Below are 17,344 nucleotides of genomic sequence, written 5' to 3' on the forward strand. Positions count from 1 at the left end.
TTCGGGGAAGGTGGCATTTCGAAGAAATGACGGAAGGGGGAGAGTGGCGCGACGAATTTCGGACATGTCGCGCCACCCTACCCCACCCGTCCCGGCTTCGCCGGTCCACCCTCCCCGAAACCGGGGAGGGATCGCGCCGCGCCTTGTCGTCTTCGTCGAGCTATCCGGACCCAGGGGTATCGACCAATGACCGCAACCGACATTTCAGCCATCCCCGCCCGCCCCCGGCGGCGGATTCCCGCGTTCCTGCCCTATGTCCTGATCGCGCCCTCGGTCATCCTGCTGCTCGCACTCATCGCCTTTCCCCTGCTCTTCGCCCTCAAGAACAGCTTCTATTTCTGGAACCTGCAGATGAGCCCGACGCCGATGGGCTATATCGGCGGTGGCAATTACCAGATGGCGTTCTCCAACTCCTTCTTCCTGGGAGCGCTCTGGAACACGCTGGCGCTGACGCTGGTGGGCACGGCCATCGAGTTCTGCCTGGGCCTCGCCATCGCGCTGCTGCTGGTGAAGAAGCTGCCGGGCCTCAATATCGCGCGGGCGATGCTGATCATGCCCACCACCATCGCCCCGATCGTGGTCGGCTTCCTGTTCCGCTACATGTACGACCCCAATGGCGGCCTCATCCCCTGGCTGCTCTCCTCGGTCGGCATCCCCCTGCCGCCCCAGGGCCTGCTCGGCTCCGGCAGTACGGCGCTGTGGGCCATCCTGTTCGCCGACATCTGGGAGTGGACGCCCTTCTTCGCCATCGTGCTCTATGCCGGCCTGCTCTCGGTGCCATCAGACATCATCGAGGCGGCGCGGCTCGACAAGACTTCGCCCTGGGCCATGCTGATGCGCATCAAGCTGCCGCTGATCCGCAAGACCGCGCTGATCGTGGTGATGCTGCGCTTCATGCAGCTCTTCAACACCTTCGATCTCGTGCTGGTGCTGACCAAGGGCGGCCCGGGCTCCTCCTCGCGTACGCTCGGCTACAGCCTCTATCAGCAGGGCCTGGTCGACTTCAATATCGGGCTCTCCAGCGCCATGACCTGGATGATGGTCATCATCGTCAACGCCATCATCGGGCTCTTCGTGTTCTTCGCCTTCAAGGATCTGGATTGACCATGGCCAGGGGAAAACGACTTGCCGGCCACGCCACGAGCTACGCGCTCACCTTCCTGCTGCTGGCCTTCTTCATCGGGCCGATCCTGTGGTTCGCCTTGCTGGCGATCCGCCCGCCCGAGACTTTCTTCACCATGCCACCGGTGGTTTTCTTCAAGCCGGACTGGGATTCGCTGCACTACACCTTCGGGGACCCCGGCAACAACCTGCCCCAGCTCGGCAACAGCCTGATCGTCGCCATCGGTGCCGTCATCCTCAACCTGCCCTTCTCGGTACCGGCGGCCTATGCGCTGTCGCGCTTCCGCATCCGCGGACGCAAGAACATCATGCTCTGGTATCTCGGCCTGCTGATGGCCCCACCGGTCGCCTTCCTCATCCCCTATTCAATCCTGGCGAGCTCGGTCGGCCTCAAAGGCAGCTATTTCTCCATGATCCTGATCCTGCAGACGCTGACCATCCCCTTCTCGATCTGGCTGATGAAGAGCTTCATCGATGAGGTACCAGTGGAGATCGAGGAGGCCGCCCGCGTCGACGGCGCCAAGACGCCGGCCATCATCCTGAAGATCGTGCTGCCGCTGGTGAGGCCCGGCATCATCGTCACCTCGATGTTCGCCTTCGTCTTCGCCTGGAACAATGCCGCCTTCCCGCTGGTGCTGGCCAACCGCGCGACCGCCACCCTGCCTGTCGGCACGCTGCAATATTTCGGCACGGCCGGCGTCACCTGGGGCTTCATCGGCGCTGCGGCGCTCGCCGCCATGGTGCCCCCGATGATCATCTTCCTCGTGCTCGACCGCTATGTCGTGCGCGGCCTCACCTTCGGTTCAGTCAAAGGATAGTCTGTTGATGTCTTCTCACAAGTCCGCCCGTTTTGGGGTCGTGGGTGCCGGCCTCTGGGGCTCCTTCCATTGCAAGACGCTGAACGCCATTCCCGGCGCCGAGCTCGCGGCCGTGTGCGACCTCGATCCCGGGCGCGGCGCGCAGATGCAGCGCGAGTTCGGGGCGAAGAAGGTCTACCAGGATTTCCGTGCGCTCATCGCCGATCCCGATGTCGAGGCGGTCACGGTGGCGACACCCGATTTCGCCCATGCCGACATCGTGCTGGCGGCGATCGAGGCCGGCAAGCATGTGATGAGCGAAAAGCCGCTGGCGACCACGCTGGCCGAGGCCGAGACGATCGCCAATGCAGCGGCAAGGAGCGGCGTCAAGGTGATGGTGGACTTCCATAACCGCGTGAACCCGGCCGTGCATACCGCGAAGGAGACCATCGCCTCGGGCGAAATCGGCAGGGTGCTGCATGCCTCCGCACGGCTCTCCAACACGGTGTTCGTGCCCTTCGAACTGCTGTCCTGGGCCAGCAAGTCCTCGGCCCTGTGGTTCCTCGGCAGCCACTCCGTCGATGCGCTCCGCTTCATGCTCGATGCCGAGGTCGTCAAGGTGCAGGCCATGGTGCGCCGCGGCTATCTCGCCTCGCAGGGTGTCGACACCGCCGACGTGCATGTCTCGCTGCTGGAGTTCGACAATGGCGCCGTGGCGACGCTCGAGAACAGCTGGGTGCTGCCGCGCGACCTGCCGCTGGTGTTCGACTTCCGCGCCGAGATCGTCGGCGAGAAGGGCTCGCTGCAGCTCGACACCGCCCAGAACGGCACCTTTCGCAAATATGCCGGGGCGGGCCTCAAGACGGCCGACATGCTCGGTGTCACTCCGGCCGCCGGCGGGCGCATCGGCGGCTTCGTGATGGAGGCCATCGCCCGCTTCGTCGACGCGGTGACCACCGGCGCGCCCGTGCTGGCCGACGCGGTGGACGGGCTCGAGGTGACACGCGTGCTGGCGGCGATCGAACAGGCGGCAGCCAGCGCGAGCACTGTAACGCTAGCGAGGTAAAACGGTTGGGCGGGACTCGACTACGTGAGTTGAAACGCGCCTTCGAAGTCCCCTCGCCCCGTTCTTACGGGTGTCGTCCACTCCACTTGGAGTGGACTGGGATTGAGGTGAGGGGCAGCGTAACGGCTGATAAATTGGAGATGCAGGCAGACATGACCCCATCCGGAAAGACCCGTGCAGCCCCTCACCTTACCTCTCCTCGTAAACGGGGCGCGGGGACTTCGGCGCCACGGCTCTCCGGCTTCGTCTCGCACTACCGTTCTCATTCTTCCAAGACGGGAGCCCTCTGAATGGCAACGCTCTCCTTCAAATCCGTCGGCAAGCGCTTTGCGGATGGCACGCTGGCTCTCGCCAATGTCGATCTCGATGTCCGGGATGGCGAGTTCCTGGTGTTGGTCGGCCCGTCAGGCTGCGGCAAGTCCACTCTGCTGCGCAGCGCCGCCGGGCTGGAGGACCTGTCGCAGGGGCGCGTGCTGATCGGCGGGCGCGATGTCACCGATGCCGACCCGGGCGACCGCGACGTCGCCATGGTGTTCCAGAACTATGCGCTCTACCCACATATGGACGTATATGAGAACATGGCCTTCGGACTGGGGCAGCGCAAAGTACCCGCGACCGTGATCAGGGAGAAGGTGGAGAAGGCCGCGCGCATTCTCGACCTCAGCCATCTCCTCAAGCGCAAGCCCGGCGCGCTCTCCGGCGGCCAGCGCCAGCGCGTCGCCATGGGCCGGGCCATCGTGCGCGACCCGCAATGCTTCCTGATGGACGAGCCGCTCTCCAATCTCGACGCCAAATTGCGCGTGCAGATGCGCGCCGAGCTGAAGCTGCTCAACGCCCAGCTCGGCGTCACCACGCTCTATGTCACCCATGACCAGGTCGAGGCGATGACCATGGGCGACCGTGTCGCCGTGCTGAGACCCGTGAGCGCCGAGGGCGAGAGCAATCTGCAGCAATGCGCCCCGCCGCGCGAACTCTATGAGAACCCGGTGAACCTCTTCGTCGCCGGTTTCATCGGCTCGCCCTCGATGAATTTCTTCCAGATGCATCTGGGCGAGGAGAATGGCGCGGCCTATGCCGCGATCACCGGCTCCCCGCTGCGCCTGCCCATCGGCGCCGAGGTGCTGGCCTCGAACCCGAAGCTTGCGAGCTGGAAGGAGCGCGACATCGTCCTGGGACTGCGCCCCGAGGCCTTCCGTCTGCCGGTGCCATCCGGCCAGGGCCTGCCCGTCGAGGTGCTGCTCACCGAAATGACCGGCGCCGACGCCTATCTCTTCTTCGACCTGCCGATCGCCTCGGCGGTGGCGGGCACGAGCAAATCCTCGCCCGGCTCGGAGGCCGCCATCACCCATGCCAACCGCATCACCGCCCGCGTCGAGCCGCCTCGCCTGCCCGAGCGCGGCGACCGCATCGAGATCGGCGTCGACATGACACAGGCGCGGTTCTTCGCGCCGGATACGGGGCTGGCGATACGGTAGGGGAGGAGAGCTTTCCGCGTGCCGATTGACACTGAGACGCAGGCGCGTCTCGCTATGCTGCTCCCACGGATAACATGGGGGTTGCAACTATGACCTATTCAAGCCAACCGGCGCTGGACGTCTATCAAAAGCCCGACGGGCCTGTCGGCATCGGCGGCTGGCTGATCCTGCCGATTCTCCATCTTTGCGGCTCGATCGTTCTGACGCTCATCAATCTCTATGGCATTGTCTCCGAATGGTCCGGCATCAAGGCCATCATCATGGGCGGCAACGACAAGCTGGTGGCCCTGCGGCTGCCGCTGGCGATATCTTCCATCCTGGGGGTCGCCGTCCTGATCCTTGCCTGCGTCTGCCTCTACCGGCTTTTTGCCCGTTCCCCGACGGTTCCCAGGCTGATGACGTTCTTTTATGTCGGCATGGTGGTGGCGACGCTCGGTGATGTCGCTGCCGACAACATGATGGCCAGCATACTGGGCTCGAGCACTGACCCGGACAATGTCAGGGATCTGCTGCGCGTCACCGTCGCAGCCGCGATCTGGATCCCCTATTTCAACCGCTCGCGCCGCGTCGCCAACACCTTCCGTGCCCGCGAAGCCGCGGTGGACAGGAAGATCGGCGAGGTTTTCTGAACTTCATCCCACGCTGTCGTGCCAGCCCCACTGATCCGCCAGCGCCAGGCATTCGCGCCAGGGGGCGACGGCATCGCTGGTAGTGACGGAGCGCAGGGAGGCCGCCGCGGCAGCATGGGCGAGGGCGAGGCTGCGCCTCAATTCCCAGCCTTCGTGGACGCCATAAAGGAAGCCGGCGGCAAAGGCATCGCCCGCGCCGTTGGCGCCCGCCACCGCCTCCTTGGGCACGCGCACCGAGGGCTGGCTGATCACCTCCCCTTCACGCGTGACGGCAATGGCACCGGTGGGAAAATGCGCCGCCACCACCCGGCAGTTGCCCTCCGCCAGCACCTTTTTCGCGGCGGCGATGCAGGCGCTGACCACCGTTCGGTCATCGCGCACCGTCTCCTCGCTGCCGATCGAGCCGATCTCGCTGTCATTGACGACCAGCAGGTCGAGATAAGGCAGCAGCGGGCGCACCAGTTCCCGCAGCCGCGCGGGCGAGGCGCTGGCAAGTTCCAGATTGGTGACGAGGCCGACCTCGCGAGCCTTGCGCAGCACGGTCAGCCAGCCATTGGCATCGCCGTTCCAGGGCTGGTCCATGCGCTTGTGCACACCCGGCAGGCCGAGATGCAGGATCCGGCCCTTGGTATTGGTAAAGTCGAAATGATCCGGCGTCAGCAGGGCGCCCGCGCCGGGGCTGTAGATGTGCGTGCGCCGGCCGGAACGCTGCGAGGTATAGGCATCGGTGTGGATGGTGCGTGCCTCGCGCGTCATCTGCAGCTGGCGCCGGACGATGCCATAGCGATCGGCCTCGGCATACAGCAGCCGGCCGTCCTCGTCGTCGCCGATGAGGCCGATGGTCTCGACCCACATGCCGTCATCCAGTCGCTTCATGTCGATGGCGAGGTTACAGCCCGAGCCGCCGCCCCGATATTCCTCATGCAGGATCTCGGCGAGCCCGTCCTCGCCGGGCCAGAACTCCACCAGCTTGTTGCCGTCGACGCACCAGGTTCCGGCCGTGATGATTCCGGAACGTGTGCCTGCCGATTCTCCGCCTTGCATTTCCTCGACCCGTGATTGGCCGCTCCTCCGGAAGGTCGATCAGATAAATCGATTCACCTGAGGCGGCGCCTATTTGTGGTTAAACAAAACAATCATTCGCGCCGCTTTGCAATGGCTGTGATGCCGGAGCCGTGGGATAGGTCGCCGCAGGATGTCGTCCGTTCTGCCCGTTCGGAAAATGTCCGCACGGATCGCAGAAGCGCCTAACAAGCGCCCTCGCATTTCCTTGCGTCATCTTAATTCTCTGGACAATTTTATTTTCGCCCTCCTGCAACCAATCTTCGCTGTTGCGGTTGACCAGAAGCAATGGCAGGTCACGAGACGGATGGTCCGGGCATCAATGCCCGGACGGCCGGCTCGCGCGAGTCGTGCGTAAAACAGCACCGGCCGCAGCCCTCATCCCGCTGCCGTCGGCAAATTGGAGTTGAGTGCCATGGGCGGAGAATCCCTTCTTGTCTTTCTCATCGTCGGCATCATTGCCGGCTGGCTCGCGGGCCTGATCATGAGCGGTGGTGGCTTCGGCCTGATCGGCGACCTCGTCGTCGGCGTGATCGGCGCCTTCATCGCCGGCTATCTGATCCAGCCGCATCTTCACATCGACCTTGGCAATATGTGGATCAACAATATCCTGTACGCCCTGATCGGCGCCCTCATCCTGCTGTTCGTCCTGCGCCTGTTCAAACGGGCCTGAGCGCCATCCCGCAGGAAAGATGAACGGAAAATGAACGGCCAGGACGGGAAAAATTCAGCTGTCCTGGTTTACTACCTGACTTTAAGTAATATTTGAATCCAAGGGCCCGGAACCCTCCCCTTGGAGCCGTTTGGGCAGGTTCCGATTTCAAGGAGCAGTTCCATGTTTCGTAAAATTGCGTTGGCTGCGTTGGCAGCCCTGACGTTGGGGACCGCGACGGTTGCGACCTCCGCTCCTGCAGACGCCCGCCCGTTCTTCTATCGCGGCGGCGGCTGGAATGGCGGCGGCTGGCATGGCGGCGGCTGGGGCCATCGTCACTGGGGCGGTGGTGGTGGCTGGGGCTGGGGTGCAGCCGGCCTGATTACCGGCCTTGCCGCGGCGCCGCTCCTTTATGGTGGCTACGGCCCCGGCTATGGCTATGGGTATGGCTCCGGCTATGGCTACGGCCCCGGCTATTATGGGTATGATGACGGCTATTACTACGACGCACCGGCCTGCGGCTGGCGTCGCGTGAGTATCCGTACCCCCTATGGCTGGCGCATTGCCCGCGAGCGGGTCTGCTACTGAGCCGTGTCGAGCCTGAATCATGAGCTGTCGACGCCTGTTCGCGTTCGATGGGCTGATTGAAAACCCCTGTTGCCCCGGGCATCGGGAGTTTTGTTTTTTGCGCCTTTCTTCAGCATCGCTGATTTAATCGAAAATAGCGCGTGACAGCGCCCCTTTTGATAGAAGATTTCTATCGACCGACGGAAATTGCGTCTTGATCGCGCAGCGGCATGGGCGCATTTTTTGCTTTCTGGAATTAGTCGAAAGAGAGCGGCATGGCGGCCCACGAGGATTGGAATACCACACGTGCCGCGGAGCTTATCGCGGCAAGCCAGTCCCTCGAGGGGCCGCTCCTGCCGATCCTGCACTCTTTCGTGGAAACCTTCGGCTATGTGCCCGAGCCGGCCGAACCGATGATCGCCGAGGCGCTGAACCTTTCGCGCGCTGAAGTGCACGGCGTCGTCACCTTCTATCATGATTTCCGCCGCGAGCCTGCGGGCGACCATGTCGTCAAGCTCTGCCGCGCCGAGTCCTGCCAGGCGGCCGGCTGCGACGCGCTCGCCGATCACCTCACCGAAAAGCTCGGCATCGCCTTCGGCGAGACCACCAGGGACGGCCGCGTGACGCTGGAGCCGATCTACTGCCTCGGCCTGTGCTCGGTCTCGCCGGCCGCGATGATCGATGGCCGCCTTGTGGCGCGGCTCGATGCCAAAAAGCTCGACAAGGCTCTCGGCCATCTCGGTGGAGTGGCGCAATGAGCCTTCTTGTCTATGTTCCTCGCGATGCTGCTGCCATTGCTTGTGGCGCCGACGAGGTGGCCGCAGCCCTGAAGGTCGCCGCCATCGCCGGCAAGCTCGATATCGAGATCATCCGCAACGGCTCACGCGGCATGGCCTGGCTGGAGCCGTTGGTCGAGCTGGCGACGCCGGAAGGGCGCATCGGCTATGGGCCGGTCGAGCCCGAGGATGCTGGCAGCCTGATCGCCGCCTTTGCCGGCGACGGTGCCCACAAGCTTCGTGTCGGCAAGCCGGAGGAATTGCCTTTCCTCAAGAAGCAGACCCGCCTCACCTTCGCCCGCGTCGGCATCGTCGATCCGCGTGACCTCGACGACTACAAGGCCCATGGCGGCCTCAAGGGCCTCGAAAAGGCTATCGCGATCGGTCCGGCCGCCATCGTCGAGGAAGTCACCAAATCAGGCCTGCGCGGCCGCGGTGGGGCAGGCTTTCCCACTGGCATCAAGTGGAAGACGGTCGCGGACGCGAAAGTCAATTCCAAAGACCACGGGCCGCGGAAATACATCGTCTGCAACGCCGACGAAGGCGACAGCGGCACCTTTGCCGATCGCATGCTGATGGAGGGCGACCCCTTCTGCCTGATCGAAGGCATGGCCATCGCCGGCGTCGCCACCGGCGCCACCAAGGGCTATGTCTATATCCGCTCCGAATATCCCCATGCGATCGCGGCGATGAACACGGCGGTCGAGAAGGCGCGCCGCGCCAATGTACTGGGCAAGGGCATTCTCGGTTCGGCCCATGATTTCGACATGGAGGTGCGCGTCGGCGCCGGCGCCTATGTTTGTGGCGAGGAAACCTCGCTGCTGCAGAGCCTGGAAGGCAAGCGCGGCACGGTGCGCGCCAAGCCCCCGCTTCCCGCGCATAAGGGCCTGTTCGACAAGCCGACCGTGATCAACAACGTGCTCTCGCTCGCCACCGTGCCCATCGTTCTGGCCGACGGCGCCGAGGCTTATCGCAATTACGGCATGGGCCGTTCGCGCGGCACGATGCCGATCCAACTCGCCGGCAACGTCAATTATGGCGGCTTGTTCGAGACCGCCTTCGGCATCACGCTCGGCGAGCTCGTCGACGATATCGGCGGCGGATGCTCCACCGGCCGGCCGGTGCGGGCGGTGCAGGTGGGCGGCCCGCTCGGTGCCTATTTCCCGCGCGCGCTCTTCGACACGCCCTTCGACTACGAAGCCTTCGCCGCCAGGGACGGCCTGATCGGCCATGGCGGCATCGTGGTGTTCGACGACACCGTCGACATGCGCCGCCAGGCCCGCTTCGCCATGGAGTTCTGCGGCATCGAGAGCTGCGGCAAGTGCACGCCCTGCCGCATCGGCGCGGTGCGCGGCGCCGAGACGATCGACAAGATCATCGCCGGCAAGGATGTTGCGCGCAATATCGCCGTCGTCGAGGATCTCTGCCAAACGATGAAGTTCGGCTCGCTCTGCGCGCTGGGCGGCTTCACCCCCTACCCCGTGCTTTCGGCCATCCGGCACTTCCCGGAGGATTTCCACGGCGCGCCCCACCGCATCGCGGCGGAGTAGGGCCATGACAGCGTTCCGCGACCTCTACCGGACCATGTTCTCCCTGATCGGCGCGCCGCTGGCGGATGCCCATGCCGTGGCGGAGAGCCTGCTGGCCGAGACGGAGCAGCGGCTGGGCATAGCCATCCCGCCGGCACTGCGCGACTATGTGGCGGTCGCAGGCAATGAGACGCGCATCAACCGCTCCTTTGAGGAATTCCTGCCGCTGCAGGACTGGAAGCTCCATGACGGGCAGTTGATCTTCGCGGCGGAGAACCAGGGCGTCGTGCTCTGGTCCGTCGGCCTCGACGAGGGCGATGATCCCGAAGTCCAGGTGATGACACCCGATTTCGTGGAGAGGCATGACAGCGGCCAGCGCTGCTCGGTCTTCCTGCAGTGCCTGTGCGTCTATCAGTGCACCTCGGGCGAGGTGTTTCCCTATTTCGACAATTTCGAGCTTGGCAGCGTGGACGAAGTTCCCGATCTGCCCGGCGTGCGCATGATCGCCGATTTCGACGGGCTGCGCACCTACGCCGGCCAGGATCTGGCGATCAGCGTCCTCTATACCAAGGCACAGGCAAGTTTCTCGATCACCAGCCCGTGCCCCGGCCGCATCGAACAATTCGCGCATCTCGCCCGCCTGCCGGTTTCCGGAATGAACAGTCAGGAAGCCCGGCAATGGTAGAGCTTGCCGTTCAATTTCCCCATTTTCGGCGCATAACAACAATGTGCCCATCCCTTCAATCCGATGGTGAGTTCCATGTCTCTCATTCATGAAATCGACTACGGCACGCCGCTCTCCAAATCGGAAAGACTGGTCACGCTGACCATCGACGGCCAGGAGATCTCGGTGCCCGAGGGCACCTCCATCATGCGCGCCGCGATGGAGATGGGCACGCAGATCCCCAAGCTCTGCGCCACCGACATGATCGACGCCTGGGGCTCCTGCCGTATGTGCCTGGTCGAGATCGAGGGCCGCGCCGGCACGCCCGCCTCCTGCACCACGCCGGTGGCGCCGGGCATCAAGGTCAAGACGCAGACCCAGCGCCTGAAGGAGATCCGCAAGGGCGTGATGGAGCTCTATATCTCCGATCATCCGCTCGACTGCCTCACCTGCGCCGCCAATGGCGATTGCGAGCTGCAGGACACGGCTGGCGCCGTGGGCCTGCGCGAAGTGCGCTACGGCTACGAGGGTGACAATCATCTCGGGCTCGAGAAGGACACCTCCAACCCCTATTTCACCTTCGATGCGTCGAAATGCATCGTGTGTTCGCGCTGCGTTCGCGCCTGCGAGGAGGTCCAGGGCACCTTCGCGCTGACCATCTCCGGCCGCGGCTTCGAGAGCCAGGTCTCGCCGGGCATGAACGAGAACTTCTTCGATTCCGAATGCGTCTCCTGCGGCGCCTGCGTGCAGGCCTGCCCGACGGCCACCCTCACCGAGAACAAGGTGATCGAGATCGGCCAGCCCGAGCATTCGGTGGTGACGACCTGCGCCTATTGCGGCGTCGGCTGCGCCTTCAAGGCCGAGATGCGCGGCGAGGAAGTCGTGCGCATGGTGCCCTACAAGGACGGCAAGGCCAATCGCGGCCATTCCTGCGTCAAGGGCCGCTTCGCCTGGGGCTATGCCACCCACAAGGAGCGCATTCTCAAGCCGATGATCCGCGCCAAGATCACCGATCCCTGGAAGGAAGTCTCCTGGGAGGAGGCGATCGGCTATGCGGCATCCGAGTTCAAGCGCATCCAGGGCCAGTATGGCAAGGACTCGATCGGCGGCATCACCTCCTCGCGCTGCACCAATGAGGAGACCTATCTCGTCCAGAAGCTGATCCGCGCCGGCTTCGGCAACAACAATGTCGATACCTGCGCCCGCGTCTGCCACTCGCCCACGGGCTATGGCCTCGGCCAGACCTTCGGTACCTCCGCCGGCACGCAGGACTTCGACTCGGTCGAGGACAGCGACGTCATCATCGTCATCGGTGCCAACCCGACGGACGGCCACCCTGTCTTCGCCTCCCGCATGAAGAAGCGCCTGCGCGAGGGCGCCCACCTGATCGTCATCGATCCGCGCAAGACCGACATCGTACGCACGCCGCATATCGAGGCCGATTACCATCTGCCGCTGCTGCCGGGCACCAATGTCGCCATCCTCACGGCGCTGGCTCATGTCATCGTCACCGAGGGCCTGGTCGCCGAGGATTACGTGCGCGAGCGCTGCGACTGGGACGAATTCCAGAACTGGGCGAGCTTCGTGGCCGATGAACGCCATTCGCCTGAAGCGGTGGAAAAATACACCGGCGTGCCCGCCGAGCTGGTGCGCGGCGCGGCCCGCCTCTATGCCACCGGCGGCAATGGCGCCATCTATTACGGCCTTGGCGTCACCGAGCACAGCCAGGGCTCGACCACGGTGATGGCGATCGCCAACCTCGCCATGGCCACCGGCAATATCGGCCGCCGCGGCGTCGGCGTGAACCCGCTGCGCGGCCAGAACAATGTGCAGGGCTCCTGCGACATGGGCTCCTTCCCGCATGAGCTGCCGGGCTATCGCCACATCGGGACTGACAGCGTGCGCAACATGTTCGAGGAATTCTGGGGCGTGCACCTCGACAAGGAGCCGGGCCTGCGCATTCCCAACATGCTGGATGCGGCCGTCGAAGGCACCTTCCGCGGCCTCTATGTGCAGGGCGAGGACATCGTGCAGTCCGACCCCGATACCAAGCATGTCACCTCGGGGCTATCGGCGATGGAATGCGTGGTCGTGCAGGATCTCTTCCTGAACGAGACGGCCAACTACGCCCATGTCTTTCTGCCGGGTTCTTCCTTCCTCGAGAAGGACGGCACCTTCACCAATGCCGAGCGCCGCATCCAGCGCGTGCGCAAGGTGATGAGCCCCAAGGCCGTCTATGCCGACTGGGAGGTGACGATCCTGCTCGCCGAAGCCATGGGCTTTCCGATGCAGTACGACCACCCCTCGCAGATCATGGACGAGATCGCCCGCCTCACCCCCTCCTTCGCCGGTGTCTCCTATGAGAAGCTGGACCAGGACGGCTCGGTGCAGTGGCCCTGCAACGACAAGGCGCCCGAGGGCACGCCGATCATGCATATCGACCATTTCGTGCGCGGCAAGGGCCGCTTCATGGTCACCGAATATATCCCGACGGACGAGCGCACCGGCGCCCGCTTCCCATTGCTGCTCACCACCGGCCGCATCCTGTCGCAGTACAATGTCGGCGCGCAGACCCGGCGCACCGAGAACTCGATGTGGCATGAGGAGGATCGTCTCGAGATCCATCCGCACGATGCCGAGCAGCGCGGCGTCCGCGAGCATGACTGGGTGCGCCTGGAAAGCCGCTCGGGCTCGACCTCGCTGCGCGCCACCATCACCGACCGCGTGGCGCCGGGCGTGGTCTACACCACCTTCCACCACCCCTCGACACAGGCCAACGTCATCACCACCGACTATTCGGACTGGGCCACCAACTGCCCCGAATACAAGGTGACGGCAGTGCAGGTCATGCCCTCCAACGGCCCCTCGCAGTGGCAGGAGGAGTATGAGGCGATGGCGAGGAACTCGCGGAGGATCGCGGCGGAGTGAGGTTTTGGGGGTTGGGGGGCCTGTCCGGCTGATGCTGCGCTGCCCCTCACCTCTATCCCTAAGCAACTCAAGAGAGTTGCTGATACCCCGTAAACGGGGCGAGGGGACTTCGAAGACGCGGTTCGGTTTACGAGGTCCAATCTCGCACAACCGGCTGGGCGAGATGAGGCGTTACAGAATAAATCGTGCCGGTTGCGCCCCCTCGCCCCGTTTACGGGGTATCAGCAACTCTCTTGAGTTGCTTAGGGATAGAGGTGAGGGGCAGCGCGACATTTGCTAACAAGGGCCCGAAACACCAAAGAACCCATGACGAACGATACGCTCTCCCCCGCTCGCCCCGTATCGCGCCTTGCCTGGCGCGAGGGCGTACTCACGCCGGGCGAGCGCACCATCCCCGAGGAGACCGCCGTCTCCCTCGTCTATGACGGCGGCTCGCATGCGGTGATGATGGCGAGCCCGTCGGACCTCAAGGATTTCGCCTATGGCTTCTCCCTCACCGAGGGCATCATTGCCTCTCCCGGCGATATCACCGAATTTGAACGCGTCGATTATGACGAGGGGGTCGAGCTGCGCATGTGGCTGAAGGGCGATCGCGGCGCGGCGCTTGCCGCCCGCCGGCGCATGCTGGCCGGCCCGACGGGCTGCGGCCTATGCGGCATCGACAGCCTCAGCGAGGCCGTGCGCAAGCCGCGGGTGATCGAGAGCGACCTCACCTTCTCGCCCGCCGATATCGAGGCGGCGCTAGCCTCCCTCACCCCGGCGCAGGAACTGGGCCGCCTCACCCGCGCCGTGCACGCCGCCGGCTTCTGGACCAAGGCGGGTGGGCTGGCGGCGCTGCGCGAGGATGTCGGCCGGCACAATGCGCTCGACAAGCTGGCGGGGGCTCTCGCTGGGAGGTTCCCCGGGTGCGCGGACGTCTCGTCCGCATCTGGAACCGCAGTGCTTGTCGGAAGGGAAGAGGCGGACGAGACGTCCGCGCACCCGGGGAACCTCCCAGGCATCCTCGTCCTCACCAGCCGTATCTCCATCGAGATGGTGCAGAAATCCGCCATGATCGGCGCGCCCGTCGTGGTCGCCGTCTCCGCCCCCACGGCGCTCGCCATCCGCACCGCCGAGGAGGCCGGCATCACCCTGATCGGCATCGCCCGTTCCGACGGCTTCGAAATCTTCACTCACCCCCACCGTATCGTTCCGGAGAGTCTTGCTGATGTCGCATGACAGTTCACCCGACAAGCTCGTGCGCATGGCCAACCAGATTGGCAAGTTCTTCGCCTCTCAGGCCGAACCGGTGCGCGTATCAGGCATCGCCGACCACATCAGGAAGTTCTGGGAGCCCCGCATGCGCAACCAGATCTTCGCCCATCTCGACGCCGGCGGCGAAGGCATCGATCCCCTGGTGAAGCAGGCACTGGAGAGCTTGCGACAGAAGGCGTGACTGGGGGCGCGGACTTCCAGTCCGCTCTTGGAGGCGATACGCTCTACGGTGAGAGAAAAGCGGACTGGAAGTCCGCGCTCCAGGGAGGCTCCATGCCCGATTCCATCGTCGACTGGGACAAGCTCGAGCCCCGCACCGTCATTCCCGGCTTTCACGGCCGCTTCGCCCATTCCCATACCATGACCTATGCGATGTGGCAGATCGATGCCGGCGCCACGCTGCCGTTGCACTCGCATATGCACGAGCAGGTCGTGCATCAGTACGAAGGCCGCATGGAGCTGACGATCGATGGCGTCACGCATCTCATGGCGCCGGGCATGATGGCCGTCATCCCGCCCAACGCCCCGCATTCCGCCCGGGCGCTGACGGATTGCCGGACCATGGACGTGTTCTATCCCCTTCGGGAAGACTATATGGGGACCGGCGTGCCCAGCCTGCTGCAGGCGGCGCTGAAGTAGAAACCGAGCCGCCCAAAAGACCGGGCAAACACAAGCTCAGGCCCTCCCCACGAAGCTGCTGGAGGGTAGACTGCTTCATTTTAGTTCACGGAGAAGGCTTTTCGCGTCCAAAACGCCCGGAATCTCTACTTCCGCCTTGCCCCGCCCCTTCCATCTTGATATGGAACCGCCCATCTAACGCTCAGTGGTCTCCTTTATTGAGACCCCCGTTGGATTCTAGACCCTCTAGACGTTTCTGCTCAGCGGGCCATGCGCCGGCCGGTCGTGCTTTTCACTCGAAACACGCCGCCTGGGTTGCTCCAGCAATCCTGCCGCCTTGCAGAAGCGATGATCAACACAAGCCGCCGGCGCCAGGAAACCATATGTCCGTACAAACCCATAGTGCGATGCGTGAAGACTTTGCCGCCATGCTCGACGAGAGCTTCGGCACCTCTGACATGGCCGAAGGTTCGGTTGTCAAGGGCACTGTCGTCGCCATCGAGAAGGACCTCGCAGTCATCGACGTCGGTCTGAAGACCGAAGGCCGCGTTGCCCTCAAGGAATTCAACGGCCCGGGCCGCGACAGCGCGCTCAAGGTCGGCGATGTGGTCGAGGTGTATCTCGAGCGCATCGAAAATGCCCTCGGCGAAGCCGTCATCTCGCGTGACAAGGCCCGCCGCGAGGAGAGCTGGGTCAAGCTGGAGAAGTCGTTCGAGGCCAATGAGAAGGTCGATGGCGTCATCTTCAACCAGGTCAAGGGCGGTTTCACCGTCGATCTCGACGGCGCCGTGGCCTTCCTGCCGCGCAGCCAGGTCGACATCCGTCCGATCCGCGACGTCACCCCGCTGATGAACGTGCCGCAGCCCTTCCAGATCCTCAAGATGGATCGCCGCCGCGGCAACATCGTCGTCTCCCGCCGCACGGTCCTCGAAGAGAGCCGCGCCGAGCAGCGTCACGAGATCGTCCAGAACCTCGAAGAGGGTCAGGTCGTCGACGGCGTGGTCAAGAACATCACCGATTACGGTGCGTTCGTCGACCTGGGCGGCATTGACGGCCTCCTGCATGTCACCGACATCGCATGGCGCCGCGTCAACCACCCGACGGAGCTTCTGACCATCGGCCAGCAGGTCAAGGTCAAGATCATCAAGATCAACCACGAGACGCACCGCATCTCGCTCGGCATGAAGCAGCTCCAGGCCGATCCGTGGCTGGGCATCGACGCCAAGTACCCGCTGCAGGCCAAGTTCACCGGCCGCGTGACCAACATCACTGATTACGGCGCGTTCGTGGAACTGGAGCCGGGCATTGAAGGCCTGATCCACGTCTCCGAAATGTCGTGGACCAAGAAGAACGTCCATCCCGGCAAGATCGTCTCCACCTCGCAGGAAGTGGAAGTGCAGATCCTCGAGGTGGATCCGGTCAAGCGCCGCATCTCGCTCGGCCTCAAGCAGACCCTGTCGAATCCGTGGGAAGATTTCGCCGACAAGCATCCGAACGGTTCGGTGGTCGAAGGCGAAGTCAAGAACAAGACCGAGTTCGGCCTGTTCATCGGCCTCGACGGCGACGTGGACGGCATGGTCCATCTCTCCGACCTCGACTGGAACCGTCCGGGCGAGCAGGTCATCGACGAATTCCGCAAGGGCGACATGGTCAAGGCCGTGGTGCTCGACGTGGACGTCGAGAAGGAGCGCATCTCTCTGGGCATCAAGCAGCTTGCTGGTGATCCCTTCGTCGATGCGGGCGAGCTGAAGAAGAACCAGGTCGTCACCTGCGAAGTCATCGACGTGAAGGAAGGCGGCATCGACGTCAAGATCACGGGCACCGACCTCACGGCCTTCATCCGCCGTGGCGATCTGGCCCGCGACCGCGCCGACCAGCGCCCCGAGCGTTTCGCTGCCGGCGAGAAGGTCGACGCCCGCGTCATCCAGTTCGACCGCAAGGCCCGCAAGGTCCAGGTCTCGATCAAGGCCCTGGAAATGGCCGAGGAGAAGGAAGCGATCGCGAACTACGGTTCCTCGGACGCCGGCGCCTCGCTCGGCGACATCCTCGGCGCTGCGCTGCGCGCCCGCACCGAGAAGCGGTAATCCCTGGGAGCGCAGGCATCCTGCCTGCCTCTTGGAACCATCACGATTGCAGAAAGGGCGCGACCTTCAGGGTTCGCGCCCTTTTTCCTTCCTGGAACCGCTGGCTTTCAGCCGGCCCTTG

The 17,344-nt window shown here is 64.1% G+C and carries 16 protein-coding genes; 15 read left to right on the plus strand and 1 reads right to left on the minus strand.

The genetic code is table 11. The features are described from left to right. The first annotated feature begins 186 nt into the window (after positions 1-186). The 5 genes from QQL24_RS30560 to QQL24_RS30580 all read left to right on the plus strand — a co-directional run bounded on the left by QQL24_RS30560 (position 187) and on the right by QQL24_RS30580 (position 5,089). Positions 187-1,104, plus strand: a complete 918-nt coding sequence (locus tag QQL24_RS30560; protein WP_284316077.1) for a carbohydrate ABC transporter permease — start codon at positions 187-189, stop codon at positions 1,102-1,104. Between the two features lie 2 nt (positions 1,105-1,106). Beyond that, positions 1,107-1,940, plus strand: coding sequence for a carbohydrate ABC transporter permease (locus QQL24_RS30565; RefSeq protein WP_284316078.1), 834 nt, complete (start codon positions 1,107-1,109; stop codon positions 1,938-1,940). A 7-nt stretch (positions 1,941-1,947) separates the two neighbouring features. Next, positions 1,948-2,985: a Gfo/Idh/MocA family protein gene (locus QQL24_RS30570; RefSeq protein WP_284316079.1), complete on the plus strand. Its 1,038-nt coding sequence runs from the start codon at positions 1,948-1,950 to the stop codon at positions 2,983-2,985. A gap of 290 nt (positions 2,986-3,275) precedes the next feature. Continuing rightward, on the plus strand, positions 3,276-4,460 hold the full coding sequence (locus QQL24_RS30575) for an ABC transporter ATP-binding protein (RefSeq protein WP_284316080.1): 1,185 nt from the start codon (positions 3,276-3,278) through the stop codon (positions 4,458-4,460). Between the two features lie 89 nt (positions 4,461-4,549). Continuing rightward, positions 4,550-5,089: a DUF2569 domain-containing protein gene (locus tag QQL24_RS30580; RefSeq protein WP_284316081.1), complete on the plus strand. Its 540-nt coding sequence runs from the start codon at positions 4,550-4,552 to the stop codon at positions 5,087-5,089. Positions 5,090-5,092: 3 nt separating this feature from the next. Here QQL24_RS30580 and QQL24_RS30585 read toward each other — a convergent pair whose 3' ends face one another. After that, complete coding sequence (locus tag QQL24_RS30585; RefSeq protein ID WP_284316082.1) at positions 5,093-6,133, minus strand: carbohydrate kinase family protein; 1,041 nt, start codon at positions 6,131-6,133, stop codon at positions 5,093-5,095. Positions 6,134-6,566: 433 nt separating this feature from the next. On the opposite strand from QQL24_RS30585, the gene QQL24_RS30590 reads away from it, so the two are divergent. The 10 genes from QQL24_RS30590 (at position 6,567) to rpsA (ending at position 17,223) form a co-directional block, all read left to right on the plus strand. Next, entirely contained in the window at positions 6,567-6,824 is a 258-nt protein-coding gene (locus tag QQL24_RS30590; RefSeq protein WP_284316083.1) for a GlsB/YeaQ/YmgE family stress response membrane protein, read from the plus strand. Positions 6,825-6,986: 162 nt separating this feature from the next. Next, positions 6,987-7,391 (plus strand): hypothetical protein, encoded by a 405-nt coding sequence (locus tag QQL24_RS30595; RefSeq protein ID WP_284316084.1) that lies wholly within the window; start codon positions 6,987-6,989, stop codon positions 7,389-7,391. A 254-nt stretch (positions 7,392-7,645) separates the two neighbouring features. Beyond that, entirely contained in the window at positions 7,646-8,128 is a 483-nt protein-coding gene (locus tag QQL24_RS30600; protein ID WP_284316085.1) for a formate dehydrogenase subunit gamma, read from the plus strand. Beyond that, positions 8,125-9,696, plus strand: a complete 1,572-nt coding sequence (locus tag QQL24_RS30605; RefSeq protein ID WP_284316086.1) for a formate dehydrogenase beta subunit — start codon at positions 8,125-8,127, stop codon at positions 9,694-9,696. The genes QQL24_RS30600 and QQL24_RS30605 overlap by 4 nt, the downstream gene beginning before the upstream one ends. Before the next feature lie 4 nt (positions 9,697-9,700). Then, entirely contained in the window at positions 9,701-10,360 is a 660-nt protein-coding gene (locus QQL24_RS30610; protein WP_284316087.1) for a hypothetical protein, read from the plus strand. A gap of 75 nt (positions 10,361-10,435) precedes the next feature. Next, on the plus strand, positions 10,436-13,267 hold the full coding sequence (gene fdhF, locus QQL24_RS30615) for a formate dehydrogenase subunit alpha (RefSeq protein ID WP_284316088.1): 2,832 nt from the start codon (positions 10,436-10,438) through the stop codon (positions 13,265-13,267). A 306-nt stretch (positions 13,268-13,573) separates the two neighbouring features. Further along, entirely contained in the window at positions 13,574-14,485 is a 912-nt protein-coding gene (locus QQL24_RS30620; RefSeq protein WP_284316089.1) for a formate dehydrogenase accessory sulfurtransferase FdhD, read from the plus strand. Further along, the gene (locus QQL24_RS30625) at positions 14,475-14,702 is read left to right on the plus strand and encodes a formate dehydrogenase subunit delta (protein WP_284316090.1); all 228 of its coding nucleotides are present in this window, start codon (positions 14,475-14,477) and stop codon (positions 14,700-14,702) included. The genes QQL24_RS30620 and QQL24_RS30625 overlap by 11 nt, the downstream gene beginning before the upstream one ends. Positions 14,703-14,794: 92 nt before the next feature. Continuing rightward, positions 14,795-15,160 carry a cupin domain-containing protein gene (locus QQL24_RS30630; RefSeq protein WP_284316091.1) on the plus strand — a complete coding sequence of 122 codons (366 nt, stop codon included), beginning with the start codon at positions 14,795-14,797 and terminating at the stop codon, positions 15,158-15,160. A 308-nt stretch (positions 15,161-15,468) separates the two neighbouring features. Further along, positions 15,469-17,223, plus strand: a complete 1,755-nt coding sequence (gene rpsA, locus QQL24_RS30635; protein ID WP_284316293.1) for a 30S ribosomal protein S1 — start codon at positions 15,469-15,471, stop codon at positions 17,221-17,223. Positions 17,224-17,344: the final 121 nt, after the last annotated feature.

The sequence above is a fragment of the Labrys miyagiensis genome, assembly GCF_030160835.1.
Classification (GTDB): Bacteria; Pseudomonadota; Alphaproteobacteria; order Rhizobiales; family Labraceae; genus Labrys; species Labrys miyagiensis.